The organism is Paracoccus sp. NBH48 (assembly GCF_015390265.1).
Lineage (GTDB): Bacteria > Pseudomonadota > Alphaproteobacteria > Rhodobacterales > Rhodobacteraceae > Paracoccus > Paracoccus marcusii.
The window spans coordinates 218,876-244,656 of record NZ_VUOJ01000001.1 but is presented as its reverse complement, the minus strand read 5'-3'; the positions used below and the strand labels follow the sequence as shown (position 1 = coordinate 244,656).

At 68.5% G+C, this 25,781-nt stretch carries 25 protein-coding genes and 3 pseudogenes; 13 read left to right on the top strand and 15 right to left on the bottom strand.

Annotation, left to right across the window (positions count from 1 at the left end):
• Positions 1-969 carry a MoxR family ATPase gene (locus F1642_RS01155; RefSeq protein ID WP_127898110.1) on the bottom strand — a complete coding sequence of 323 codons (969 nt, stop codon included), beginning with the start codon at positions 967-969 and terminating at the stop codon, positions 1-3.
• On the opposite strand from F1642_RS01155, the pseudogene F1642_RS16200 reads away from it, so the two are divergent.
• A pseudogene (locus F1642_RS16200) lies at positions 958-1,917 on the top strand (DegT/DnrJ/EryC1/StrS family aminotransferase); the annotation flags it as partial. The gene F1642_RS01155 and the pseudogene F1642_RS16200 sit on opposite strands and share 12 nt — an antisense overlap.
• A gap of 401 nt (positions 1,918-2,318) precedes the next feature.
• Here F1642_RS16200 and F1642_RS16195 read toward each other — a convergent pair.
• From F1642_RS16195 to F1642_RS01135, 3 genes and pseudogenes are all read right to left on the bottom strand, one after another.
• Positions 2,319-2,693 (bottom strand): annotated as a pseudogene (locus F1642_RS16195) (GMC family oxidoreductase); the annotation flags it as partial.
• Positions 2,578-3,969: an NAD(P)/FAD-dependent oxidoreductase gene (locus F1642_RS01140; RefSeq protein ID WP_194885248.1), complete on the bottom strand. Its 1,392-nt coding sequence runs from the start codon at positions 3,967-3,969 to the stop codon at positions 2,578-2,580. The pseudogene F1642_RS16195 and the gene F1642_RS01140, both read right to left, overlap by 116 nt.
• 653 nt (positions 3,970-4,622) lie before the next feature.
• Positions 4,623-5,324, bottom strand: coding sequence for a helix-turn-helix domain-containing protein (locus F1642_RS01135; protein WP_194885247.1), 702 nt, complete (start codon positions 5,322-5,324; stop codon positions 4,623-4,625).
• A gap of 58 nt (positions 5,325-5,382) precedes the next feature.
• On the opposite strand from F1642_RS01135, the gene F1642_RS01130 reads away from it, so the two are divergent.
• The 5 genes from F1642_RS01130 (at position 5,383) to F1642_RS01110 (ending at position 10,197) form a co-directional block, all read left to right on the top strand.
• On the top strand, positions 5,383-5,829 hold the full coding sequence (locus tag F1642_RS01130; RefSeq protein WP_194885246.1) for a VOC family protein: 447 nt from the start codon (positions 5,383-5,385) through the stop codon (positions 5,827-5,829).
• Complete coding sequence (locus F1642_RS01125; RefSeq protein ID WP_194885245.1) at positions 5,819-6,517, top strand: glutathione S-transferase family protein; 699 nt, start codon at positions 5,819-5,821, stop codon at positions 6,515-6,517. Before F1642_RS01130 ends, F1642_RS01125 begins: the two co-directional genes overlap by 11 nt.
• A 141-nt stretch (positions 6,518-6,658) precedes the next feature.
• Positions 6,659-8,782 carry an esterase-like activity of phytase family protein gene (locus F1642_RS01120; protein ID WP_194885460.1) on the top strand — a complete coding sequence of 708 codons (2,124 nt, stop codon included), beginning with the start codon at positions 6,659-6,661 and terminating at the stop codon, positions 8,780-8,782.
• Between the two features lie 423 nt (positions 8,783-9,205).
• Positions 9,206-9,832: a hypothetical protein gene (locus tag F1642_RS01115; RefSeq protein WP_194885244.1), complete on the top strand. Its 627-nt coding sequence runs from the start codon at positions 9,206-9,208 to the stop codon at positions 9,830-9,832.
• On the top strand, positions 9,775-10,197 hold the full coding sequence (locus tag F1642_RS01110; protein ID WP_194885243.1) for a Hint domain-containing protein: 423 nt from the start codon (positions 9,775-9,777) through the stop codon (positions 10,195-10,197). The genes F1642_RS01115 and F1642_RS01110 overlap by 58 nt, the downstream gene beginning before the upstream one ends.
• Before the next feature lie 6 nt (positions 10,198-10,203).
• Here the strand turns inward: F1642_RS01110 and F1642_RS01105 are convergent, their stop codons facing one another.
• The 9 genes from F1642_RS01105 to F1642_RS01065 form a co-directional block, all read right to left on the bottom strand.
• Positions 10,204-11,112, bottom strand: a complete 909-nt coding sequence (locus F1642_RS01105) for an esterase family protein (RefSeq protein ID WP_194885242.1) — start codon at positions 11,110-11,112, stop codon at positions 10,204-10,206.
• A gap of 9 nt (positions 11,113-11,121) precedes the next feature.
• Positions 11,122-12,372, bottom strand: coding sequence for a hypothetical protein (locus F1642_RS01100; RefSeq protein WP_194885241.1), 1,251 nt, complete (start codon positions 12,370-12,372; stop codon positions 11,122-11,124).
• Between the two features lie 3 nt (positions 12,373-12,375).
• Positions 12,376-13,083, bottom strand: coding sequence for a hypothetical protein (locus tag F1642_RS01095; RefSeq protein WP_194885240.1), 708 nt, complete (start codon positions 13,081-13,083; stop codon positions 12,376-12,378).
• Complete coding sequence (locus tag F1642_RS01090) at positions 13,080-14,402, bottom strand: DUF3131 domain-containing protein (RefSeq protein WP_194885239.1); 1,323 nt, start codon at positions 14,400-14,402, stop codon at positions 13,080-13,082. Before F1642_RS01090 ends, F1642_RS01095 begins: the two co-directional genes overlap by 4 nt.
• Positions 14,402-16,228 carry a glycosyltransferase gene (locus tag F1642_RS01085; RefSeq protein WP_194885238.1) on the bottom strand — a complete coding sequence of 609 codons (1,827 nt, stop codon included), beginning with the start codon at positions 16,226-16,228 and terminating at the stop codon, positions 14,402-14,404. Before F1642_RS01085 ends, F1642_RS01090 begins: the two co-directional genes overlap by 1 nt.
• A complete protein-coding gene (locus tag F1642_RS01080; RefSeq protein ID WP_194885237.1) occupies positions 16,225-17,370 on the bottom strand; it encodes an acyltransferase in 1,146 nt (381 codons plus the stop codon). Before F1642_RS01080 ends, F1642_RS01085 begins: the two co-directional genes overlap by 4 nt.
• Positions 17,367-18,977 carry a DUF3131 domain-containing protein gene (locus F1642_RS01075; protein ID WP_194885236.1) on the bottom strand — a complete coding sequence of 537 codons (1,611 nt, stop codon included), beginning with the start codon at positions 18,975-18,977 and terminating at the stop codon, positions 17,367-17,369. The genes F1642_RS01080 and F1642_RS01075 overlap by 4 nt, the downstream gene beginning before the upstream one ends.
• Positions 18,977-19,378, bottom strand: coding sequence for an STAS domain-containing protein (locus F1642_RS01070; protein WP_239441336.1), 402 nt, complete (start codon positions 19,376-19,378; stop codon positions 18,977-18,979). The genes F1642_RS01075 and F1642_RS01070 overlap by 1 nt, the downstream gene beginning before the upstream one ends.
• A 130-nt stretch (positions 19,379-19,508) precedes the next feature.
• Positions 19,509-20,120: a response regulator transcription factor gene (locus tag F1642_RS01065; RefSeq protein ID WP_194885235.1), complete on the bottom strand. Its 612-nt coding sequence runs from the start codon at positions 20,118-20,120 to the stop codon at positions 19,509-19,511.
• Between the two features lie 235 nt (positions 20,121-20,355).
• On the opposite strand from F1642_RS01065, the gene F1642_RS01060 reads away from it, so the two are divergent.
• Positions 20,356-20,853 carry a molybdopterin-dependent oxidoreductase gene (locus F1642_RS01060; protein WP_255522029.1) on the top strand — a complete coding sequence of 166 codons (498 nt, stop codon included), beginning with the start codon at positions 20,356-20,358 and terminating at the stop codon, positions 20,851-20,853.
• Positions 20,850-23,330: an ATP-binding protein gene (locus F1642_RS01055; protein WP_194885233.1), complete on the top strand. Its 2,481-nt coding sequence runs from the start codon at positions 20,850-20,852 to the stop codon at positions 23,328-23,330. The genes F1642_RS01060 and F1642_RS01055 overlap by 4 nt, the downstream gene beginning before the upstream one ends.
• 59 nt (positions 23,331-23,389) lie before the next feature.
• Here F1642_RS01055 and F1642_RS15205 read toward each other — a convergent pair whose 3' ends face one another.
• Entirely contained in the window at positions 23,390-23,611 is a 222-nt protein-coding gene (locus F1642_RS15205; RefSeq protein ID WP_255522028.1) for a hypothetical protein, read from the bottom strand.
• Positions 23,612-23,644: 33 nt separating this feature from the next.
• Here F1642_RS15205 and F1642_RS16095 point away from each other — a divergent pair, with 33 nt between their 5' ends.
• The 5 genes and pseudogenes from F1642_RS16095 (at position 23,645) to F1642_RS15190 (ending at position 25,368) form a co-directional block, all read left to right on the top strand.
• The gene (locus F1642_RS16095) at positions 23,645-23,770 is read left to right on the top strand and encodes an ATP-binding cassette domain-containing protein (RefSeq protein ID WP_370582736.1); all 126 of its coding nucleotides are present in this window, start codon (positions 23,645-23,647) and stop codon (positions 23,768-23,770) included.
• A gap of 190 nt (positions 23,771-23,960) precedes the next feature.
• Positions 23,961-24,416, top strand: a complete 456-nt coding sequence (locus F1642_RS16090; protein WP_194885231.1) for an ATP-binding cassette domain-containing protein — start codon at positions 23,961-23,963, stop codon at positions 24,414-24,416.
• Positions 24,413-24,736: a DUF1348 family protein gene (locus F1642_RS01040; protein WP_370582735.1), complete on the top strand. Its 324-nt coding sequence runs from the start codon at positions 24,413-24,415 to the stop codon at positions 24,734-24,736. The genes F1642_RS16090 and F1642_RS01040 overlap by 4 nt, the downstream gene beginning before the upstream one ends.
• Before the next feature lie 160 nt (positions 24,737-24,896).
• Positions 24,897-25,070, top strand: a pseudogene (locus F1642_RS16190) (cyanate hydratase); the annotation flags it as partial.
• A 40-nt stretch (positions 25,071-25,110) separates the two neighbouring features.
• A complete protein-coding gene (locus tag F1642_RS15190) occupies positions 25,111-25,368 on the top strand; it encodes a hypothetical protein (RefSeq protein ID WP_255522027.1) in 258 nt (85 codons plus the stop codon).
• Between the two features lie 72 nt (positions 25,369-25,440).
• Here F1642_RS15190 and F1642_RS01030 read toward each other — a convergent pair whose 3' ends face one another.
• Positions 25,441-25,776: a hypothetical protein gene (locus F1642_RS01030; RefSeq protein ID WP_206692631.1), complete on the bottom strand. Its 336-nt coding sequence runs from the start codon at positions 25,774-25,776 to the stop codon at positions 25,441-25,443.
• Positions 25,777-25,781: the final 5 nt, after the last annotated feature.

Sequence of the window (25,781 nt, the reverse complement as noted above, 5' to 3'; positions counted from 1 at the left end):
CTACCACGGGGTCACCTGGCGCAGCGCCTCGGCGATCAGGCGGCGGCCGTCCTGCCCTTCGCTGGCGGCCTTCCAGTTCGGGACCAGCCGGTGGGCCAAGGCATCGGGGGCCAGGGCCTGCACGTCCTCGGGCAGGCCGTGATCGCGGCCCTGCAGCCAGGCCCGCGCGCGCACCGCCGCGGCCAGCGCCAGCGTCCCGCGCGGAGAGACCGGGTGTTCGACCGCCTCTGCCAGCACCCCGCCGGGCCGCGTCGCCAAAACCAGCCTGATGATGAAATCCTTGAGCACGGGGGCCAGCGTCACCCCCGCGACCTGCAGGCGCGCGCGATCCAGGTCGGCGGCCGTCACCTGCGACAGCACGGCCGCCATGCTGCCCCGGCCCTCGGCCTCGACCAGGTCCAGGATGGCGCGTTCGTCCTCGGCGCCCGGCAGGTCCAGCCGCAGGTGCAGCAGAAAGCGGTCCATCTGCGCCTCGGGCAGCGGAAAGGTCCCCTCGTGCTCGATCGGGTTCTGGGTGGCCACGACCATGAAGGGCTGCGGCAGGGGGCGTGTCACGCCGCCGGTGGTGACCTGCCCTTCGGCCATCGCCTCCAGCAGGGCCGACTGGACCTTGGGGGGCGCGCGATTGATCTCGTCCACCAGGACGATGTTGTGAAAGACCGGGCCGGGCAGAAAGTCGAAGCCGCCGGTCTCGGGACGGAACACCTGGCTGCCGGTCAGGTCCGACGGCAGCAGGTCAGGGGTGCACTGGATGCGCGCATGTTCCCCCGGCAGACGCGCCGCCAGCTGCTTGACCGCGCGCGTCTTGGCGATGCCCGGCGGCCCCTCCAGCAGGACATGGCCGCCGGTCAGGTACGCGATCAGCAGACGTTCGACCAGCCAGTCGTGGCCCACCAGCGTCCCCGCCACGTCGTCGGCCACGGCCCTGACACTGGCGCGGGCCAGATCGACATCAGCATGATCGTCCATGAGCGCCCCTCGGATTGCTTGCAGATGGTGCAGCGGCTTTCCCATCATGGCCAGCCGGGCCGCGCCGCGCTGCCACCAAAGTCGGGCAGGCCCGCCCGCGCTGTGCGACGGTCCCGCCTCGCCACCGCAAGTGGAATCACGCCATTGTGGGGGGCGGAACGGGCCGCCACAGTACCGATAACCGGGTGGATTCGGCATCTTCCCCTTGCCCTGCACGCCCTGGCGCGGGATGGTGCACGGCGCGCAATCCAGCGCCCATCGCATACGGAGCGGACAGTGCCTGACGTCGGTCTGAGAGAGTGGTTCGCGGTCGGCCGCGCCATCGCAAGCGGCAGCCTGCTGCGCTATGACAGCGGGGCCAGCCGGACGGCCCTGTTCGAACGCGAGATGGCTGCCCAGACCGGCGCCGCACATGTGCTGGCCGTCAATTCGGGGACCAGCGCGCTGGTCGCGGCCCTGGCCGCCGCCGGGATCGGTCCGGGCGACGAGGTGCTGGTGCCGGCCTATACCTGGATGGCGACCGCCGCCGCGCCGGTGCAGGTCGGGGCCGTGCCGATCCTGGTCGACATCGACGAGACGCTGACCATGGACCCCGAGGACATCCGGGCCAAGATCACCCCCTATACCCGCGCGATCATCCCCGTGCACATGGTCAACGCGCCCTGCGACATGGACGCGATCATGGCGATCGCCAAGGAACACGGCCTGATCGTCATCGAGGATTCGTCCCAGGCCGTCGGCATCCGCTACAAGGACCGGCATTGCGGGGCGATCGGCGATCTGGGCGTCTTCAGCTTCAACCGCATGAAGAACATGAACATCGGCGAAGGCGGGGCCGTCCTGACCAGCGACGAACGCTATTTCATCCGCGCGCGCAGCTATCACGATCTGGGATCGATGGTACGCCAGCACGGCGACCGGCTGAACGAGCCCGAGTTCGTCGGCATGAACATGAAGGTCCACCGAGATGGACGGCGCTATGCTGCGCGTCCAGTTGAAGAAGGTGGTCCCCATGCTGCGCCGGATGCAAAAGCGCCGCGCCGTCCTGGCCGATATCTTGCAGCACAGCCGCGAATTCAGGGTCACCCCGCACAACGATCCCGCATCGGCCGTCAGCCTGTCGATCCTGGCCCCGACCCGAGAGAAGGCGATCGAGCTGACCGGCCGCCGGGGCGTGCACAACCGCCTGCGCGACAGCTCCAAGCACCTGTACACCAACTGGGAGCCGATCCTGAACAAACGGACCTTCCATCCCAAGATGAACCCCTGGGCCTGGGCCAAGCGCGACATCGAATACACGCCCGACATGTGCGCCCGCACGCTGGAGATCCTGGACCGGACCTGCATCGTCACGCTTGGGATGCGCTATCCCACCCCGCTGATGGCGATGGTGGCCCGCAAGCTTGCGGGCCAGCGCTGATCAGCGGGGCGGCCGCATGCGCCGCGGCGCGTGCGGTCAGCATCATCATCGTCAGGGTCGGGTTGTGGACATGCTGGCGCGGAAAGCACGCCCCGTCCGTGACATAAAGGCCCGGCACGTCCCAGCATTCGTTGTGCATGTCCACGACGGATGTCGCGGGATCGGTCCCCATCCGCGCCGTGCCGCATTCATGCACGCTGGTGCCGCCGGGCGACAGGTCGGTGTTCACGATCACGTCCGTCAGACCGATATCCGCCGACAGCTCGCGGATGATCTGCGCCTGACGGTCCGCCAGGGCGCGCTGTTCCGCCGAATGGCGGAAGCGGATCACCGGGACCGGGATGCCGTACCGGTCGGTCTGCGACGGGCGACAGCGTCACGCGGTTCCACGGGTCGGGCAGCATCTCGGCGAACGAGACGATGTCGACCCGCGCGGCCCCGTCGGGACGGGGATGGACATGGATCTGCATGCTGATCGAAGGATGCAGCGACGGGTCGGGCGGAATGTGGATGCAGCGGCCTGGCTCGGCCTGTTCGGGCAGGACGTCGTCCGATCCGGCGCGATATCCGGTTCCGCTCATGACCGCATGGTCCATCAGGTGCCGGCCCAGGGCGGACGATTCCGTTCCGATGCCCGCATCATCGCCCACCGTCCGGGACAGCAGCAAAATGCGCGTGCTCTCGATCGCCGAGGCGCAGAGGAACACGACCGGCGCGTGGACGATCCGGACCGCGCCCGTGCGGCCGTCGATCCATTCGACCCCGCTGACCGCGCCCGACGGATCTTTGAGGACGCGGCGCACCACGGCGCCGGCCTGGAACGCCATGCGGCCCGTGCCGGCCGCGATGTCCAGCCATGACAGGGGCGGCGCGAAATTGCCCAGCACCGGCCGTGCCCGCGGCCATCTGGACCGGATCGCGCCGATGATCGCCTGCTCGGACGGGGTGGGCTGCAGGACGCCGGCCAGGCGGCTGGTGTCCGGGCCGGGAACGGTCTGATCGCCGCCGCGCAGCTGCAGCTTGTCCTCGACCCATCCGTACCAGTCGGCGACATCCTCCAGCGCAAAGGGCCAGGCATTGTCGGCGCTGTTCGAGCCATCCGACTTCATGCCGGACAGACGATAGTACTGGCGCCCATGGCCGGGAACGGTCATGCGCCCCCCCGGCTGGCGGGCGCGGAACCACAGGAACTGGCTGCCGTCCTCGGTCTGGTAGGGACAGTCGCGGTCGTCGACCAGCACGTTGGGGGCCATCGCCCAGGCAAAGCAACGCGACTGGACCGGCTGGCGGGCGCGGCCCAACAGTCGAAAGGCGCGTTCGCCAAAGCGGGCCAGGCTGGGCGGCATCCGGCTTTCGGCCCTGGTCCTGTCCAGGAACCGGGCCACGGCCGTCAAGGCCTTGGTCACGGGGTTGATGCGGCCGGGCCCGGCATCACCGGCCTCCAGGACCGCCACGCGCATCCCCGCCTCGGCCAGCGCGGTGGCGGCGACGCCACCTGCCGCGCCAGAGCCCACGACGATCGCGTCAAACCGGCTGCCATCCGCGATGGATGCGTGCCTCCAAGTTGCGGCGCCGGTCATGGTCTTGCCGATCGTTGAAGGTGATCCCAAAGGCCGGAAGCCGGCCACGATCGGGTGGGGGCGCCCATCGCGCGGTGCAGGGCGGACCGACGCAGATCGTCGAACGGAAAGGACGTGTGGAAAAGGAACTGGCTGAAATTCACCTGATCATCCTTGTGGTCGCAATATGCCACGGTCCTAGACGTTTCCAACGGGGCGGGTCGTCGACGTCCGTTCCGTCATGACAGACCGCATGCTCTTCGCCGACGTGACAAGGTTGCGCACCGGCAGGTCAGGGAAACAGCTCATTAAATACTCCATGCGTCAAAACGGGCATCATTCATCGTGCCGCACCGCACCGACCGGAAATTGAATCGTTCGCACGATAATATTGCGAAAAGCATACAGGTTCGGCATCGATTGCGGGAATAAGACATGTCCGTGACTGTGACAACAGTCCCGCGATCGACCGGCCCGCGCGCAAAAAGATTGCGCAGACAACCACAGCGGGCGTCGCGCGGTGCTAAGGTGCTGTAGTCTATTTTTATTATTAATTTCTCGCCGCAATCTCAAACGGCGGATTTATCCATTAACCACCGTCACAATACGTCAATATATATATATTGGCAGTTTCGGCCGTCGTTTCGCAATCGAGCCCGGTCGCTTTGCATATATCAATCCGCAACATTCGGCGGGGCGGATTTTTCCGGAAGATTGAACAGGTCCATGAACCTGCGCAGATCGCAAGCCGCGCCTCTGCAGGTCACGCCGGCCGTTTCAGGCGCGACTTTGCCATAGAACAGCGCGGCCATACGGGGTGCCGCATCCGCCTCGAAGACCAGATCGGCCGCGCCGGGAAGCCCGCGGGTGACATCCAGACACGCCTGCTCAAGACGCAGGTCAAAGGAGGAGCCGCCGATGGTGATCGCCACCCTCAGGGACAGCCCCGCGGCAGCTTGGCGATCCAGCATGGTCCGCAGGGACATGATGAAGGACGCCGCCGACAGGGGCAGCGTCGGGTCATGCAGCGGAGAGGCGGCAGCCCACCGCCCGATCTCCTGCAGGATGGGTTCGGCCGACCGGCCCCAGGGCGTCAGCTGATAGACCTGCGCGGGCACCGGGTCGGACAGGGTGATGCGGGCCAGGATGCCGCTGCGCTCCATTCCGGCCAGCCGTTCGGTCAGGATCTTGGCGCTGATGCCGGGCAGGTCCGCGCGCAGGTCGGTGAACCGGCGCGGCCCGAACATCAGTTCGCGAAGGATCAGCAGGGTCCAGCGTTCGCCCAGCAATTCCATGCCAAAAGCGCTGCCGCAGGCATCGTCGTACCAGCGGCCATGGGCGGGTTCCGGCCTGATGGTTTCTTTTTGTAACTTCATGGTTGCCTCAGGTAACCAAGCGCCCCCATCCTGTCAACAGCACAGGAGGAGCGAATCGATGACCCGGATGATCTTCGTCAACCTGCCCGTCACGGACGTGGCGCGGGCGACCGCCTTTTACGAGGCGATCGGCTTTACAAAGAACGAGGCCTTCTCGAACGAACAGGCCAGCGGCATGGTCTGGTCCGACGCAATCCACGTGATGCTGCTGGATCACGCCTTCTACGCCACCTTCACCGACAAGCGCATCATCGACGCCGGTACCCAGTCGGGCGTGCTGCTGTGCCTGACCTTCGACAGCCGCGCGGCCGTCGACGACATCCACCGCCGCGCCCGCGAGGCGGGCGGGCACGACACGCGCCAGGTCGAGGACCAGGGCTTCATGTATGGCGGTGCCTTCGACGACCCCGACGGCCACGGGTGGGAGACAGTGTGGATGGACTCCGCCGCGACGCGGGACGCCCCCCCTGACATGCAGGATGCGGGGGGCCGCCATGCCGGTTGATCCCGCGGCCCCGATCACCATCACCGCCTTCGACTGGGTTCCGGATTTCGCCAGGGGCCAAGTCCGTGACCTGCGCGTCCGGTGGGCGCTGGAGGAGGTGGGCCAGCCCTATGCCGTGCGCCTGCTGTCCCAAGGCGCGCAGAAGCGGCCGCCGCACCGGGCGCGCCAGCCCTTCGGCCAAGTGCCGACGCTGGAGGACGGTGACCTGATCCTGTTCGAAAGCGGTGCGATCGTCTGGCACATTGCCGAACGCTTCCCCGGCCTGATGCCAGGCACGGCGGCGGCGCGGGCGATGCAGCTGGAATGGGCATTCGCCGCCCTGAACACGCTGGAACCGCCGTTCATGGACCACGCCATGGCCACGCTGTTCGAGGCCGACGCGCCCTGGTCCGCGCCCCGCCTGCCCGCGGTCATGGCCCGCATCGACGAACGCCTGCACGAGGCGTCGGACCGGCTTGGCACGGCGGACTGGTTCGGCGGCGAATTCGGGCCGGGCGATCTGCTGATGGTGTCGGTCCTGCGGATGGCGGACGGGATGCTGGACGACCACCCCAACCTGGCCGCCTATGTCGCACGCGGAACGGGGCGCGATGCGTTCGGCCGCGCCTTGGACGACCACATGGCCGGCTTCACCGGCGCCCCGCCTCCGGACGGCCCGGAACTGGCGCCGCCGCCGGACGGGCCATGACCGCCCACCGTCGCACAAGCGCCATCAGAGTGTCGCAAGGCCGTCACCGACCGTGATCAAAGAGGACCCCGAACCAAAACGGGGGATTCCACGGTGCAAAGACTTGCCCTTCTGACGTCGGCCGTCGCGCTGGCCACGGCCATGCCTGCGATGGCCCAGACCACCTTCGACCGGATCGCGACATTCGCCACGCCCGACAACATGGCCGCGGGAGAGGACCGGTCGCGCCCGACCTCGGCCGAGATCATCTCGGCCTCCGAAGACGGCAGTACGCTGGTCTATTCCGACAGCCCGCTTGGGGTGCTGGGCTTTCTGGACATCACCGACCCGGCCGCCCCCCTGTCCCTGGGCACCGTGCCGATGGACAGCGAACCCACGACCGCCGTGATCATCGACGACCGGGTGTATGTGGGCGTGGACACGTCGACCTCGTTCACCGAACCCTCGGGGCAGCTGCGGGTGCTGGACCTGAAGACCCGCGCGGTGCTGGCATCCTGCGACCTGGGCGGGCAGCCGGATGCGGTCGCCCGTGCCGATGATGGCAGCTTTCTGGCCGTCGCGATCGAGAATCAGCGCGACGAGGACCTGAACGACGGCGTCCTGCCGCAGATGCCCGCGGGCCATGTGGTCACGCTGGCCGTCACCGACGGCACGCTGGACTGCGACGGGCAGACCCGCATCGACCTGACCGGTCTGGCGGACATCGCCCCCGACGACCCCGAGCCGGAATATGTGGACATCAACGCCGCCGGAGAGATCGTCGTCACCCTGCAGGAAAACAACCACGTTGTCGTGATCGGCGCGGACGGCACCATCGCCGCGCATTTCAGCGCCGGCACGGTCAGCCTTGACGACATCGACACGCGCGACGACGGGGCGCTGACCTTTGACGGGGCGCTGACGGACGTTCCCCGCGAACCCGATGCGGTCAAGTGGATCGACGCCGACCATTTCGCCACCGCGAACGAGGGCGACTATCAGGGCGGGTCGCGCGGATGGAGCATCTTTCACCGCGACGGCACGGTCGTCTACGATTCGGGCAGCAGGTTCGAACACGCGGTCATCCGGGCGGGCCACTATCCCGACAAGCGGTCGGACGCCAAGGGGGTCGAACCGGAATCGATCGAGGTCGCGACCTTTGGGGGCATCCCGCATGTCTTCGTCGTCTCGGAACGGGGATCGCTGATCGGCGTCTATGATGTCAGCGACCTGGCGGCGCCGCGGCTGACGCAACTGCTGCCGTCGGGCATCAGCCCCGAAGGCATCGTGGCCCTGCCCGCCCGCGACCTGCTGGTCACTGCCAACGAGGCCGATCTGGGCGCAGAGGGCGGCGCGCGTGCCCACGTCATGCTGTTCGGCGCAACCGACGGTCCCCCCCGGTATCCCACGATCACCGCGGAGGGCGCGGACGGGCTGATCGGATGGGGCGCGCTGTCGGGCTTGGCCGCGGGCGACGCACCGGGTCAGCTGTTCGCGGTGTCGGACAGTGCCTATGGCGCGCAGCCCGCGATCCATACCATCGACGCCACGCGGACACCGGCGCGGATCACCGCCAAGACGATCGTGACCCGCAATGGTGATCCGGCACAGAAGCTGGACCTGGAGGGCATCACGCCCGACGGTCAGGGCGGCTTCTGGCTGGCGTCCGAAGGTCGCAGCGACCGCCTGATCCCCCACGCCATCATCCATGTCGACGCCCAGGGCGAGATCCAGGAGGAGATCGGCCTGCCCGCCGAACTGCTGGCCCACGAGGACCGCTATGGGTTCGAGGGGATTGCCCGGCAGGGCGACCGCCTGTGGATGGCCGTCCAGCGCGAATGGGGCGACGACCCCGCCGGCCAGGTGAAGCTGCTTTCCTATGACCTGCTGACGCAGGACTGGGGCGCCGTCGCCTATCCGCTGGACCCTGCGGACGACGGCTGGACGGGCCTTTCGGACATCGCCATCGACGGTGACTGGGCCTATCTGATCGAACGCGACAACCTGATCGGCGACGCCGCCGTGCTCAAGGCGCTGTTCCGCGTGCCGCTGTCGAAGATGGTGCCCGCAGGGCTGGGCGACCCCCTGCCCGTCGCAACCAAGGAGCTGGTCCGCGACCTGATCCCCGACCTCAAGGCGCAGAACGGCTATGTCCTGGACAAGGTCGAGGGTTTCGCAGTCGACGCGGCCGGTATGGGCTGGGTGGTCACCGACAATGACGGCACCGACGACAGTTCCGGCGAAACGCTGTTCTGGTCCACAGGCCTGATGCGCGCCGCGCAATAGGCCGTATCCGCGGCCACCACTGAAACGGAACACCGTGCCCGGTCCGACTGGACCGGGCACGGTCGTGAGTGGCCCTTGACCGTCGGGTGATGCGGCTGGCACGCCCGCCCAAAACCGCTCCCGACATTCGCACGGCGATCCGGGAGGATGACGCTGGGGCATGAATCGGGCCATGCAGCCATCAGGTGCGCCGAACCGACGCGGGTCCGGATGCATCCCCCAGACCGGCCGCGCCCGATCAACCCGGCATTCCGGCTTCCGGCGCGGCCTGCGCCCGACTTCTGGCACAAGATGGCGGGACGACCCGACATTAACGCTCGGTCAACCACGACCGGCAAAAAAGGCCTGCGTCGCGCGGGATGTTAACCTTGCAGAACATGCAAATCCCTAAGGGTCGGGAAAACCCTGCAGAAGGACATTCCCGTGATCACGTTCAGCATTCGGGGCGATCAGCTGATCGTCGATCCCGCCGTCGGCACCAACTCCTCGCAAGGCACGGCCACGGTGCAATGGGGTCGCCAGATGTGGGCCAAGGACCACCGGATCGAGATCACGGCCATCGACGACACGGGGACCGAGCTGACCGGCAGAAGCGGCATCACCGGGATGAAGGTCTTTGACGGGTCGGGCCGGCAGGTGGCGGAATACCGGCCCATGAACCCCGGCCAGACCGCCAATATCCAGGGCGACCTGTCGGGGCTGGGGGATCACTATGCCCGGATCAATACCTCGGTCATGCAGCCCGCGGCGGGGTCGCCCTGGATCGGGCCGATCATGATCACGAACGGCGACCGCTCCTTTGCCACGCTGCCGCAGACGTTTCAGGTCGGCAACGGCGCCTATGACATCGCACCCGCCCCGCAGCGACAGGCAGCGGCGCCCTGTTTCGGGCCGGACGTGCAGGTCGACGTCGCCCGCGCCGGCGTGATCGCGGTTCGCGATGTCCGCGCGGGCGACGCGATCATGACGACCGACGGACGCCAGCCTGTGCTGTGGACGGGCGCGCGGCACTGTTCCGGGCAGACCCCCAGGATTGCCCCGTCGACCTGAACGGAGAGCTGTTCTCTCCGCTGCACCGGATCCTGTGGCGTGGGCGTTGGGCCAAGGCCAGACACCTGGCCGAGGCCGGGCGCGCCATGGCGCGGCCCGATCATGGGCCCATCGACTATCACCACATCCTGCTGCCGGTGCATTCGGTCATCCTGACCGCGCGCAACCGGGTCGAAAGCCTGCTGATGACACCCTATTCCCTCGACCTGTGGAAGGATGCGCCTGCCCTGCGCAGCCATGCAAGCGCGTCGACGCGGTTGCGCTACGAGGAATGGCGGCGGGGCGATCTGCTGCGCCACGAACGGCGCACAGGCGGATCGGGCGACGTGCGGCAGGATCACGACGCCCACGTCCCGGCGCATTAGGCGCACCTATTCGCCATAGCCGCGCGACAGCACGGCATCGACATGCAGCAGCGCGTCCTCCAGCATGCTTTGCCATGCGGGCCAGTCATGGCCCGCTTCGATCACGCGGAAACGGTGGCGGATGCCCGCATCGCGCAGGGCGATGTGCAGCTGGGCCGTGCCCTCGAAGAAGCTGTCATCCGACCCGGTCTGGACATGGATCGACGGGATGCGAGCCAGCCGGGCCGCATCCGCCGACGCGGCCATCGCTGCGGGCCGGAACGCGGCCCACCGGTCGGTCAGCCGCGCCGCACCCTCAAGATCCGGGCCCAGCAGGGTCGCGAAACGGTCGGCATAGTCGCCCGGCGACAAGGCCAGCAGCTGTTCGTCCGTGCGCAACGCCGGGCTGAGGGCGGCGGCCCCGGCGAACAGGTCGGGATGCTCTAGCCGATAAACCAGCGCGGCGAACCCGCCCATCGAAATGCCCATGACCGCCCGCCGTCCGGGCAGCACCGGGTGACGGGCCTCGATCCCCGGCATCGCTTCATCCAGAAAGGCGGTCTGCCACCGGGCGGCCCCGTCCGCATCGTCCAGGAAATAGCTGGCCGGCCCGTCATCCGGCCGCCGACCGTCGGGCGCGACCGCGATCAGGGGCCTGATCCGCCCCTGGGCGATCAGCCGGTCCAGTACCTGGTCGATCCCCGCCAGGGTGAACCAGTCCGACGGCTGCCCCGTCCCGCCGCCATGCAGCAGGTACAGCACCGGATAGGCACGCGTGCCCCCCTCGCTGCCCGGCGGCAGGTAGATGTCGTAGGACAGCGCACGCCCCAGGACGGGGCTGAAGACCGTCTCTCCCATCCGGACCTCGGCCCGCGACACGGTGGGCGGGGCGATGGCCATCAGCAGGATCAGCAGGACAAGGCGGATGCGGATCATCGGGCTCTCTCAGAAGGACAGATCGTAGGTCAGCGACAGGGTGCCGTCGCGCAGCCCGGCGCCGGGCCCGTCGCCCCGGTTCCAGGGAAACCGGTTGGCGGCGTAATTGCCATAGCCGACGCGCAGGCGGTCGGTCACCTTCCAGGTCGCGCTGTAGATGTAATCAGGGTCCCACGGCCGTTGCACCCCCGACGCATAGGCATGGGCCGAAACGCCCAGGGACAGCCGCTCGGTCAGCCTGAGGCCACAGGACAGGACAAGCGCATCGCGGGTCGGATCGGGCAGCGTGACGCGCATCCGGCAATCGGCCCCCCGTCCCGCAGGCAGGGGGATGCGCGGCAGGGTCAGTTCGGCCCGCAGCCTGCCGTCCAGAAGGCCGCTCCAGGACCCGTCCATGCGGATGGGCCTGCTGGCATAGCTGAGCGACAGGCGGTCCGTCGCGCGCCAGGTCAGGGCATAGCTCAGGTCGGGGTTCCGCCCTGCCCCGCCGCGTGCGGTCACACCCAGGTTCAGCGTCACACGATCCGACAGCCGTGCGCCGCATCCCAAGGTGACGCGCGCCGGCCCCAGGCCGCCTTCGCCCTGCGTTGACAGCGCAACCCCCGCGGTCACGGCGCAGGTCGTCCGCGGCCTTTGGGCCTGGTCGAACACTGGCGGCAGGCGGAGCGGTGCCGTGCAGGCGGTGCCGCGACACGGCATGAACGCGCCGGGGAACATGGTAAGCCGATACCCGTCCCGCGCCAGCGGCGGCGCCGGATGGTCACGGTGACGGCGGGCGGGTGCCGCAGGTCGGGGCGCGATGGCATCGACCACGGGAACCGTGGCGCGGGGTTGCGACCCCGAACCGGCCAGCACCCACAGCGCCAGATGGCGGGCAAGCGCCTCGCCATCCGCTGTGTCGGGCACCGTCGGGCGAGGACTGCCCGTGGCCGGGATGCGGGTCACCAGATGCGTGCCCGACCAGATGCGGCAGGCCGCACCGCGAATGCAGTCCATGCGCAGCGGTTGCGCCTGCGCATCGCCGTCGGGCATCACCACCGCCGATCCGTCAGGATACAGCCGATAGCGCCAGCCGCCCAACCGGCCTGCCTGCGCGCGCGACCAGGTCAGGGCGTTGGGCGTGTCCGCAAGTACCTCGACCGCGCCCGGGACGGCCGGATCATCAGTGCGCAGGATCTGGGGGCCGGGCCAGGCCAGCGCGGCGCCCGGCCCCCAGATCGCCAGCATCGTGGCCATCAGAACAGGTACCAACCCCCGCATCGCTCAGCCTCCGCAGCGCATGGCCAGCAGCGCGAGGATCGCGTGCGGCACATCCGCATCCGACCCCGGCCCCAGCGCGGCCCGCAGCGCCGCCCGGCTGCGCGGACCCAGGACACCGTCATCCGGGCCGGGGTCCTGCCCGGCAGCCAGCAGCATCCGCTGCGCCGTCTGCGCCGGCGTGTCGCCGAACAGCGCCGGGTCGGGCATGCATCGCGCCACCGCGCGGCGCGGTGCCTGCCCCGCCGCCGTGGCCAGCGCCGCGGCGGGGGGCAGAGACCGCCCGCGATCCGGCCCGTCATCGGACAGACCGGTCAGAAAGGCCGGGGCGGCGCGCCGCAGATCGGTCTCGGTCACGTCCCGTCCCAGCAGGCAGCGCCCCAGGGCATCGGCAATGCGATCGGCGCCCGCATCGGGCACGCCGGTCGCCGTGGTCCGGCAGGTCGCGGCGGCGCACTCGATCCGGACCTGCCATCGCGGTGCGCCCGGGTCGTCGGACAGGACCGCCGTGCCGTCACCGAAGATCCGATAGGTCAGCCCGTCCACACGGCCCTGCTGCCACAGGCCGGGAAACCGCGCGGTCGGCACATCCGCGGTGACCTGTCGCGCGTCCAGGGCGCCCGGCAGGGAACGGTCCAGCGCCGCCCCGACGCAGGGCGCCGCTGCCACGCAGCCGGGCCAGGCCAGCGCAAGGATCAGCAGGACCACCTTCATGGCGCACCCCGCAGCAGCGGACCCGCGACCTTGAAGGCCAGCGCCGCCAGGACCAGGGCGTTCGTGTTCGCCGTGATCGAGGCGTTGGTGGTGCCGTCGACCTCGTAGATGCCCTCGGGCCAACCGCGCCGGGGGTCGGCGGTGGGGACCACGGCCTCGATCAACTGTGCGGTGTAGGGGGTGCCGTAGAGCGCGTCCCAGCCGAAGGCGGCCTTGGTCGCCAAGGTGCGGCGGCTGTCGATCCGATCGCCCTGGAATGTCAGGACGGACCATGGCGCGCCCCCGCCCCAGACGGTGGAATATGCAAAGAACGGCGCCTCATCCAGATGCGTCTCGGTCACCGCGGTCAGATGGCCGGTTTGGTCATGGCGGGCCTGCTGAGCCAGATAGACCGCGGACGCGATGCGCGACGAGCGTGCGTCAAAGCCGAATTCCAGCCCGTCGAACAGATAGGGTTCGCTGACGACGAAGGCCGGGATGCGGCCACGATGCAGGCGCGTGTCGACGGGAATGTCCTGCCCCATCACGGGCTGGATTATGGCGCTGTCGGCGGGATCATAGGCGCGCACCATGTCGAACCCGGACAGCATCATCGCCTTGGCGGCATATTGTTCATAGCCCAGGCGCCCCTCCTGGTTCTCGCGGACCTCCGCGTCCACGACGCTGGCACCATAAAGCTGTCCGTCGCGGACCATCCGGTCCAGCCGCCAGTCATCGGTTGCGGCCGCGATGGCCGGGGCCATGTCGGGATGGGCCGCGCGCGCGATGGCCAGGGCCGCCATCAGCCGCGCCACGTCCAGCGCCGACCAGCCCAGACCCAGATCGGTGGGTCGATTGGCGTAATCGACCATCTTCAGCGACCGCGTGTCATAGGCCTTGTTGGGCAGGCTGTCCTGGAACAGCGGCAGGCGGTCCAGGCTGGTCAGGATGGCGGCCAGCCGATCCTTTGCCTCGGTGGCATCGATCAGCGACAGACGCTCGGCCGCGACGATCGCCACGATCAGGGACCCCGTTTCCCACATGGTGGTCGAGGGATAGCCGTCCACCGAATGCACCAGCCCGGTGTTCGGATCGGTGTTGTTCCTGAAATACGTCCAGGCGATCGCGGCATGGTCCAGGTCGGCGGCGCTGGAGGCGCCGCGGATGGCCAGCGGCAGCGGCGTCGCGGCCTCGATCGCGGTCAGGGGCGTGACCGGGGCCTGCCCCGCGGCCGAAGGGCCGGCCTGCTCCAGCCAGGTCACGACCATCAGGCCGCCGATGACCCCCAGGATGAAGACGATATGGCCGCGCGCGCGGACCAGTTTCTGACGAAGGCGCATCAGGGTTCCTCGGGGGTTGATGGGTCGGGCTGCCACAGCGCGGCGCGGATGATGCCCGACATGGCGATGCAGTTGTTCAGGCCCCACAGGGCGTTCGTCACGACCCCGGTCGCCGTGTGCCCGGTATCCAGGGCCCACAGCGCCAGCGTCGCCCAGGCTACGCCCGCCACCGTCAGCGCCACGACCGCGATCTGCGGGCGGACCAGATGCAGGAAGCGGCCTGCCTGGCGGTCCTTGGGCGTGACACGGAACGCGATGCGCCGGCCGCGCAGCACGGTCCACAGCGCGCTGAGCCCGATGGGAAACGACGCCAGGTAGCTGGCCTTGGCCGACTGGCCCGCGATCCCCCAGGTGCCCACCATCATTGCCAGTTCCAGCGACAGGATGAACGGCACCACATGCAGGAAGAACTGCGACGAATAGGCCGCCACGGGCGAGATGCCGGTGAACAGATAGGCGGTGGGCGCGAACAGGAACACGACGTTCCACAGGGCGCCCAGATAGGAATAGAAGGTGGCCCCGTACATCAGGCGCTGGCGCAGGGTCAGGCCGCGCCGGAACAGCGGGTTGTCGTTGACCAGGATGTCCAGGCTGCCGCCCGCATACTTGAACCGCTGGATGGTCCAGCCGATCAGGTCCTGGGGCGACAGCATCCGCGTCTCGACGAAGGGGTGCAGCAGCGATGTCCAGCCGCGGTCGCGGTCGGCATGCAGCACGATTGAGGTATAGATGTCCTCGGACACGTGAAAGCGGTAGGGGCTGAGGATCTCGGTGCCGACCGCCTGGGTGCGGATCGCGTCCAGAAGATCGGGGGCCACGCCGCGTTCCCGCGTTTCCAGCGTGATCTCCTCCTCGGCCTCGATCACGCGGCGTTCGACCTTGGCCCCGAAGGCGCGCAGCGCGGCCTCCATCACCGCCTCGCGCCGGTGGATCGACCCCGCGCCGCAGCAGAAGGCTGCGTTGGCGTGGTTCCGGCGGCGCTGGATCACGTCATAGAACATCTGCGGATCGTTGGCCAAGGGATCGCGCCCGATGAGGCATTCGCCGACGATCCGCTCGACCGCGCGCCCTGCCCGTCCGGCCCGTGCGCCCCATCGGGCCTGCAGGACCTGGGACAGACGGCGCCCTTCGGGCAGGTCATAGAACCATTGCGGCGTCTGCACCCAAGCCAGGCGTGGGTCGCGGAAATGGCCCAGGGTGCGGGCCAGGCACGTCGGGAACGGCCGCGTGTCCGCATCGCAGATCAGCAGGAAATCGCCCGAGGTCTGCTCCATCGCGTTGCGCAGGTTGCCGGCCTTGAACCCCTCGTTCGTGGCGCGGGTGATGTAGCCCACGCCCTCCTGCCGCGCGACCTCGGCCATGGCGGGGCGGCGGCCGTCGTCCAGCACGTGGATGCGGATGTCGATCGGATGGGGATAGGCGATGGCCTTGGCGTCGATCAGGCCAAGCCGGACCAGCTCCGGATCCTCGTCATAGGTGGCAAAGAACACGTCGACGGTGATCGGCAGTGACGGGTCCGGTGACGCGGGATCGACCTCGCCCCGCGTCGCGGGCGCGTCGGGGCAGGTCACCCGCTGATCGCGCCACAGGTTGGCGACGAACAGGATCAGGCCCAGATAGGCCAGCGTTTCGGCCAAGGCCAGCAGGGCCGCGAACCAAAGTGCGTCGGGGTTCAGCGAGGAGGACCAGCGCCAGGCGATGTACCACCCGCCGATCACCAGCGTGACGACCGCCAGAAACTGCCACAGCGCCTCGCGCAGCGGATTGTAAGGCAGAGGTTCGGGCGGCATGCGATCCTCGAAGGCGCTGTAATACGGGATGCTCATGCCGGGACCGCTCCGGGCTGCGGGCGCGCCTTGCGGGCGGCCCAGGGGGTGGGGCCAAGGCCGATGGTCCAGGCGACGGCGGGCAGACGGCCGATCGCCACGGCCAGCCCGAAGGCCACCGGAAGCACCACCGCGAACCGCGTCACGACCAGCAGGGCGGGCGACGGCGCCAGATCCGCCTTGATCAGCGCGATGTCGAAAAGGTCGATGACCGCGGGATGGACAAGATAGACGCCGAACGTATAGCGCGCCATGACCGACCAGCGGGGCGACCAGTCGCTGTACTGGCTGCTCAGAAAGGCGCAGAAGACCAGCAGCGGCATCAGGAAGTGGCCGTAGTAATCCCAGCCCGCCCGCACCGGAAAGCTGCCCGTCAGCAGGGCGCCGCCATAAAAGGGCAGCGTCGCCAGATAGGCCAGCAGGACCAGATACAGCGCGCCGCGCCGGATCAGGCGGCTTTCTCCACGCGGCAGGCCGTCCTTCCACAGCGAATAGAGACCGAAGGCCGCCAGGCCATAGCCGACATAACCGCAGACCTTGGTGACCCGTACCAGATAGTCGCGCGTCAGCGGCGCCAGGTCGATCGCATAGAGAAACCCCTGCGCATGGTCCATCGCGCCCAGGGTCGCGACCAGCAGCACCCCCAGCATCGGATAGCGCATGGCCAGCCGCATCACCGGATAGAACAGGAAGATCGCGAACAGCGTGGGCAGGAAATGCATGTGGTACTGGGCCTTGCCCAACAGCAGATAGGCGACCCAGGTCTTGATCTGGGACAACTGCGCCAGATATTGCGGGGCATAGCCGAAGGCCTCGGCCTTGATCAGGCGGAACAGCGCATAGAGCAGCGTCCAGACCGCAAAGGGCACCAGCAGCCTGTGCGCCTGGGTCGCGATCGCGTCGCGATAGCGCGGCCTGTGGCGGTCGATTCGCAGTGCCATCAGGAACAGCGAGAACAGGAAGAACATCTCGGACCCCGAGAACTCTCCGATGGAGCGCAACAGGACGGGCACCGCGCGTTCCGCCACGCCGGCATCGGGGAACGGGCGACCCGCGAAATCGGTGGTGCTGTGGATCAGCACCACGCCCGCGGCGGCGCAGACGCGGTTCGCGTCGAACCACAGCATCCGGCCCGTGGTCATGGCTGCACCGCGGCGGTGCGGCACTGACGCGGCAGCACGTCGCGCGGTTCGGGCCTGGCCGTGACCTGCGGGCCGGTGGTGCAATCGGTCGCGGCGATGCCGTCCTCGCTCTCGACCGGGCGGCACAGGATGAAATCCGCGGCGGCGATGGTCGGGACCGGCGGCGGCAGATCTCCGCAGGTGCAGCAGGGAACCTCGCGCAGCATCGGCTCGGGCAGGCACTTGTTCGCGCGAATGTCGGTCTGGGAATAGGCAATGTCCCAGACCGTCGTGTTCGGGTTGGCGAACTGCAGGATCGGCCCCTGCACCTTGTAGAGCAGCGCGGCCAGGATGATGCCGTTGTTGTTCGCGGTCTGCAGCGGGATGACGCCGTTGCCGTTCTCGTACAGGCCTTCGAAAAATCCGCCATCGGCCTCGGACAGGTCGGCCACGGTGTCGAACAGCAGCTGGGTGTAGGGCACGTCCCACAGCGCCCACATGCCAAGCGCGGCCTTGGCGGATACCGCCGCCCGGTCGGGCTGATAGACGTCGCTTGGGTCCAGCGTGTTCCAGGCATAGCCGTCGGCGAAGATCGCGTCATAGACGAAATAGGGCTGCCCCTCGACCTGGTGTTCCGACCGCGCGGTGATGATGCCGGTGCTTTCGAACCGCCGCTGCTGGACCAGGAAGATCCGGTGCGCGAATTCCGCCCGCCAGCCCTGCGACGCGACGCCGGGGCCCGCGGGGTCTGCCGCGGGCATGTCCCAGCCCATCTCCAGCCCGTCCAGCAGATAGCTTTCGGTCAGGACATAGTTCTGGTTGTGAAAGACCCGCGGATCGCGGCCGTCATAGGGAATGTCGATGTCGTGGATCGTGGTATAGGCCAGCGGCGCGGGCTCCAGCGCGCCCGCCACGTCGAACCCCCAAAGGGCAAAGCCCTTGGCCGCGTATTCCTCGTATCCCAGGCGGCCTTCCTGGACATAGCGGGTGTCGCCGTCGCCCGACACGACAGACCCGAACAGCCGCCCGTCATCCTTGACGATGTTGCAGAAGTTCCAGCGCAGCGGCACGTTGTCGACGCCGTTGGCCAGATAGGGATAGCGTTCGCGCAGGATGCGCAGCCAGACCAGCATGCGGCCCATGTCCAGAACCGAGAACCCGACCTCTCCGGGTTCGTTGGCATAGTTCACCTTCTGCCCGGTCTTGGTGTTGTAGACCTTGTTCGGCGCCTCTCCGCGATACAGGTCCAGATTGCGCAGCGTGGCGATCAGCAGCGTGGCCCGGCGGTCGAAATCGCGCTTGTCGATGATGCCCAGCTCGTATGCCGCGACCAGGGCGCTGACATAGGACGCAGTGTCCCACAATGTCGTCGACGGATAGCTGCCCACCGCGTTGACCAGCCCCGTCTCGGGCTGGAACCCGGCCTCGAAATAGCTCCAGGCGGCGCGGGCCATCGCCATCTCGCGCTCGGTCAGGGGGCCGTGGCGGCCGAAGGGAGGCGCGGGCCGCTCTGCCTGCTGGCCGGCCAGCGGTTGCAGCGCCTGCGGCAGCAGGCCGTCCTGGGCCGCGGCCTGGAACGGCAGCAGCAGCGCCAGCAGCGGCACCGCGATGCGCAGGGACCGGGTCATCACGACCGCCCCCGCAATGCCGCCGATGCCGCGGCGCAATCGGCGAAGACCGGAAAGACCTTGTCCATGCGGGTGATGCGGAACATGCCCGCGACGCTGCCCGACAGGCCGCACAGCACGATCTCTCCGCGCATGCCCAGGCGCTTGAGCACGCCCACCAATGCGCTGATGGCGGTGCTGTCTATGAAATCGACGGCGGCAAGGTCGACGACCAGCCGATCCTCGCCTTGGTCGATCAGGTCATAGACCTGGTCGCGAAAGGCGGTGGCGTTCGTCGCGGTCAGGCGCCCGGTCCGCAGGCGGATCTCGCAGCTGCGGCCCGCTGCGGGGCGGGTGATGCGGAACATGCCGCGGTCGGCGGCCATGGGGTGGTCGGGATGATCGATCGTCAAGTCACGCATGTGCGGCCCCGTCTCTGGTAAGGATGGCATGGGAAGTCCTGCGACCGGCACCGACAGGTGCGGCCCGGACAGGACCGGACAGCCCGCCTGCGGCGGGGTCGTCCGGCAACGGATCGTTCGTCAGGTCAGATCAGGTGATCATCTTGCGGTCGCGGGCGATCATCGCGGCCTGGGTGCGGTTCCTGGCGTCCAGCTTGCGGCACAGGGTCTTGACGTGCAGCTTGACCGTGACCTCCTGCAGGCCCAGCAGCCGCCCGATATCCTTGTTCGACCGCCCCTCGGTCAGGCCGCGCAGGACCTGGGTCTCGCGTGCGGTCAATTCGCCCGCGGGGGCGTGGTCGTCCTGTTCCAGATAGCCGTAGGGCACGAAGATCTCTCCGGACGCGATGAAGGTCACGGCCGCGGCCAGCGACCGCGCGTTCATCGTCTTGGGCAGAAAGCCCCGCGCCCCCGCCGCCATCGCGTCCCGCGCCACGCTGCGCGAGGCGGTCCCCGACAGGATCGCGACGGGGCGTGGATCCATCAGGCCGCGGATCACGGCCAGTCCCGCCAGCCCGTCCATCCCCGGCATGTCGTAATCCAGCAGCGCCAGATCGAAGGGAACGTCCCCCGCCTGCGCGATCGCCCGTTCCGCGCCGGCGACATCGCCGACCTCGACGACATAGGCATCGATCTGCGCACCCAGATACAGGACCAGGGTCTCTCGGATCAGGTCATGGTCATCAGCCAGTAAAATTTTCACGACTTCACCTCTTACGCGGCAAGCCAGACATGCTAGCCTGTGTTGCCGGGGTCCGTGATACCCGATGATCGGAGGTCTTCGATCCGCCCGTATCCGCATGGCCTGCCCGTCTGTGCCAAAGGATACAACCGGACTATCCGTTCGTATAGCGTCCGATACGAATGATGTCGTGCGCGTCTGTGTCGTCCATGCGACATTTCCGACCATGATCGCCAGACTGCATCGGGATACCCTCATGGTTCGCACATTTCTCCACGGCACCCTTCTGTCCGCCGCCCTTGCCCTGGCCGGGCCGGCTCTGGCACAGGAGGCGGCCCTTCTCAGCGTCGACGGTCCGGACGGGTCGCGCAGCTATGACCTGCCGGCGTTGCAGGCCCTGGGCGAGGTGCAAATCCGCACCTCGACCGTCTGGACCGAAGGGGTGCACGGCTTCACCGGCGTCCCGCTGGCCCGCATCCTGGCGGATGCCGGCATCGCCACCGGCCCCGGCAGCACAGGAGAGGTGTCGGCGACCGCGATCAACGACTATGCCATCAGCATACCCCTGGCCGAGATCGGCCCGGACGTGCCCCTGGTGGCCTATCTGATGGACGGTCGCGAGATGTCGGTTCGCGACAAGGGGCCGCTGTGGATCGTCTATCCCTATGACGCCGACCGGCAGTACCAGACCGAGGTGATCTACTCCCGCAGCATCTGGCAGCTCAACCGTCTCAGCACCGCCCCGGTGCCATGAGCGCCATCCGCACCCGGCTGCAGGTCGCGGTGGCCGTCCTGACGGTCTCGATCGCCGTGTGCGGGTTCGTGGTCTGGGTCGTCAGCGCCGATGCGCGGCGCCAGATCGACCAGCTTGCCACCGCGAATTCAGACAGCATCCAGTGGTCGCTGGCCCAGTCAGAGGTCGAGCTGCTGGCCCTGCTGGTCGCGGTCGGCGACGCCCGCGCGCAGCCCGGCGACCCCGCGATGCTGGCCGAGGTCAGGACGCGGTTCGACATCCTCTATTCCCGCATGCGGACGCTGACGACCGGACGCGTGTTCCAGACCCTGCGTCAGGACGACCCCGGCCGCCGCAGGCTGGACCAGACAGAGGCCGCGCTGGACGCCATCGTGCCGCTGATCGACGGGTCCGACGACCGGCTGCGCGACGCGCTGCCCACGCTGCAGGCCCGGGTCGCGGCCCTGCGCCCGGTGGTGCGGTCCGCGTCGCTGGAGGGTGTGCGGCTGTTCTCGGGGCAGTCCGACCGCCAGCGCGAACAGGTGTCCGCGGCCATGCACGACCTGGCCCTGCTTGTCGGGATGATGGTCGTGGCGGTGACGCTGGTGGTCGCGGCGCTTGCGGTCATGGCGGACCGCGCACGGCGCCAGGCGGCACGGATCGCCACGACGCACGCACGGCTGCGCACGGTGATCGCCACATCCCACGACGCCATCGTCGTGGCCGACACCGACGGCCGCATCCTGGATTTCAACGAATCCGCGCAGCGTATCTATGGCTATGGTGCGGAAGAGGCATTGGGCGCCGACATGCTGACCCTGATCGTCCCCGAGGCCGCCCGCGCCGAGGTGCGGGGGTTCCTGGCCGACATCTCCACACCGGCCACCGATCCGGGCCGTCCGGTCCGGGCCACGGCGATGCGCAAGTCAGGCGAGATCTTTCCCATCGAGGTCACCGTCGCCCGCGCGCCCAGCGAACGGGGGCCGGTCATGATCGCCTTCGTGCGCGACGTCACCCGCCAGGTGCAGGAGGCTGACGAGTTGATCCGCGCCCGCGACCGCGCCGTCGCCGGAGAGCGTGCCAAGGACGAGATGCTGACCGTCATGAGCCACGAGATGCGGACCCCCCTGAACGGCCTGCTGGGCACGCTGGACCTGCTGTCCGCCACCCCGCTGAACCCGCAGCAGCGCCGCTATGCCGAGGTCATGGCCCAATCGGGCGCCCTGCTGCTGGGGCATGTCAACTCGGTCCTGGACATCGCGCGGGCCGATGCGGGGGCGATGCCGCTGGAGCAGGTCGCCTTCGACCCGCACAGGCTGGTGCTGGACCTTCTGGAGGCGCTGCAGGCGCGGGCGCGGCAGCGCGGCAATACGCTGTCGGCGCAGATGATCGGGGACGCGGCCTGCCCTGTCCTTGGCGATCCGGCGCGCCTGACGCAGATCCTGATGAACCTGATCGGCAATGCCATCAAGTTCACCGAAGGCGGCCGCATCACCGTCACCATCGACCGGCGACAGCGCGGTCTGGTCGAATTCCGCGTGCATGACACCGGCATCGGCATCGCCCCCGAGGATCACGCACGCATCTTCCAGGAGTTCGTGACCCTCGACCCGTCGTTCCGCCGCACGGTCGAGGGGACGGGCCTGGGCCTTGGCATCGTGCGCCGCCTGACCCGGCTGATGGACGGCGACATCCGCGTGGAGAGCGCGATCGGACAGGGCGCCTGCTTCATCCTGACGGTGCCGCTGGCCGACCAGCCGCTGCCGCCCCCGGTGACAACCCCCGCCCGCCCTGCGCCCCCCGCGCCCGGTCCCCGGCGCCGCGTGCTGGTGGTCGAGGACAACGAGGTCAACCGAATGGTCGTCCGCGAGATGCTGCATGCCCGCAACTGCGACATCGTCGAGGCCGTGGACGGGCAACAGGGCGTGGATGCCGCGCTGGCGCAGCGGTTCGACCTGATCTTCATGGACATCAGCATGCCCCGCATGGACGGCATCACCGCCGCGACGCGGATCCGCGCGCAAGGCCCGAACGTCGCCACGCCGATCATCGCCCTGACGGCCCATGCCCGGCCCGCGGATCAGGACCGGTTCCAGGCGGCGGGCATGTCGGCCACGCTGACAAAGCCGCTGTCCTTCCAGGCCCTGGACCCCCTGCTGGATCGCGTCGCGACCATGCACGGCGCGTCCCCGGCCAGGGACGCCGCCCGGCGCCATCTGGCCGGCAACATCGGGGCGGAGCATGCCGACAGGATGCTGAACCGCATTTTGTCTGAGTTCCACGACGGGCTGGCCCGGCTGGATGACCTGACGGCCGATCCGGCGACCCTGTCGGACGCGGCGCATCTGGCCCATCGGATGGCCGGGTCCGTGGCGCTGCTGGGCCTGTCCGAATTGCGCGATGCCCTGAGCGACCTTGAGAGCGGGCTGACGGCCGGCACACTTGCGCGGCCCGACATCCTGAACCGGCTGGCAGCCATCAGTGCCATGTCCCCATGATGCTCCTGCCCGCCCTGCGGTTCGTTGGGGCCTACCGGGGATTGGATGATCACGCGCCATCAGGGCCGCGGTGCCGGTCCTTGGGCAGGCTGGTCAGGACCGCGGGGGGTCGCCCACTCGGCCTCCAGCACGCCGTACTTGGCCAGCCGCGAATACAGCGTCGTGGCCGCAACGCCCAGCAGGGCCGCGGTGCCGTCGCGACCCGACACCCTGCCGCCCGCCTCGCGCATGGCGTTCAGCACGGTGTCGCGGGCCAGGATGCGCATCTGGGCATCCGTCATCACCGCCCCGCCAGAATAGACAGAGGCGAATTCGTGGTGATCCTGGGCCATTCGGGCTGCGGAAAATCGACGATCACGAACATCTTGCCGGGCTTGGCGCAGCCCACCTCCGGCGTCGTGACCATGGACGGGGCCGAGAGTTCCGGCCCCAGCCTGTAGCGCGGCGTGGTCTTCCAGAACTACGCGCTGCTGCCGTGGCTGACCGCGCTTGGCAATGTCCGCTTCGGGGTGCGCGCCCGCCATTCCCACTGGACGCGCGCACAGGTCGATGAGGTCGCGACCCGGGACCTGTCGATGGTCGGGCTGAGCGCAGGCGATCCACCGCAAGCCCAGCCAACTGTCGGGCGGCATGCGCCAGCGCGTGTCCATTGCCCGCGCCTTTGCCAACCACCCCAAGCTGCTGCTCTTGGACGAGCCGTTCGGCGCGCTGTACGCGCTGACCCGCGGCACAATCCAGGACGAGCTGCTGAAGATCTGGGGCGGCACCAACCAGACCGTCTTCATGATCACCCATGACATCGACGAGGCGATCCTGCTGGCCGACTGCATCCTGCTGACGACGAACGGGCCCTTTGCCCGGGTGGCGGAATCGGTCCAGGTCACCCTCCCGCGGTCACACGCGCGCACCGACATCGTCGATCACCCGAACTACTATCCGATCCGCAACCACCTGGTGCAATTCCTGGGCAGGCGGTCGATGGAACTGGCGGGACAGGCCTTGGGCGGGGCGGCGCAACGCCCCAATCCGGTGCGCATCGACCTGACCGGACCGGTCCCGGCGCATCTGCGGGCCATCGCCGAATGACCCGCCCGCCGGTGCCGCCCTTCTCGCGCGAAGACGCGATCCTCATGGTCCGCATGGCCGAGGACGCGTGGAACGGCCGCGATCCGGACCGCGTCGCGATGGCCTATACGCCCGACACCGTCTGGCTGAACCGGTCCGACTTCCTGCATGGCCGCGACCAGGTGCAGGCGTTCTTGGCCCGCAAGTGGCAGGCCAAAAAGGACTATCGGCTGATCAAGGCGTTGTGGTGCCCCGCCACCGACCGCATCGCGGTCCGGTTTTGCTATGAATGGCACGATGTCGCTGGCCGGTGGTTTCGGTCCCACGGCAACGAGAAATGACGGTTCGACGCGGACGACCTAATGGCCGCACGCCACACCTCGATCAACGACGTCGCCATCGGCGATGCCGACCGCCTGTTCCGCTGGCCGCAAGGGCCGCGCCCTGCCGATCATCCTGGCCTGACTGACCTGGGCCTGTAACCCCCTTCACCCCAAGGAGATGACCATGAAAGACCAGATTGCACCCACGCTGACCCGCGAGGACGTGACCTCTCTCATCCTGGCCGCCAGAAAGGCCCGGGGCCTGTCCTGGGAGGGGATCGCCCAGCGCATCGGCATGTCGCCGGTGTTCACGCATTCGGCCTGCATGGGCATGAAGGCCTTTCCCGCCGACAAGGCGCAGGCGCTGGTCGCCGCGCTGGACCTGCCCGCCGATGCGGCCGACCTGCTGTCCGAACCGCCCACCAAGATCTGGAGCCAGGCGGTGCCGACGGACCCCCGGCCTCTATCGCCTGGACGAGATCGTGGGCGTCTATGGCCCCACCATCAAGGCGCTGATCGAGGAGAAGTTCGGCACCGGCATCATGTCCGACCTCGACTTAGAGATGTCCGTGACCCGAGAGACCAACCCCAAGGGCGACCGCGTCAAGCTGGAGATGTCGGGCAAGTATCTGACCTATGACGCCTGGTGACGGCCGCAGCCCGGGAGCCGGGGACTTTGGGACACCCCGGACGGGGCCGCGGGCCCACTGCGGGGCCGTCCCTCAGTCCTGGTCCCGGGGCGTGTTGCCGATGGGGAACATGTCCTCGCCGTAATGATGCAGTTTGACGTGATGGGTGCGGCACAGCCAGCGCACGGCCAGCGGCTGGTCATAGTGGTCGTGATGGGCATCAACCGTCTCTGCGCCGCAGACCTCGCAGGGCCGCTTTTGCAGCTGCCCCGAGGCCAGCGCCCGCTGCACCGCCAGATGGGCGCTGTATTTCAGCAGGTTGGCGCGGCGCCAGTTGGTCTGCCGCGTGTCGCTTTTCAGTGCAGGGGGCATGGAGCCCGCGGGATCGGGGGTCACCGACCCCTGATCGCCCTCATCCTGCTGTGGCACCGTCT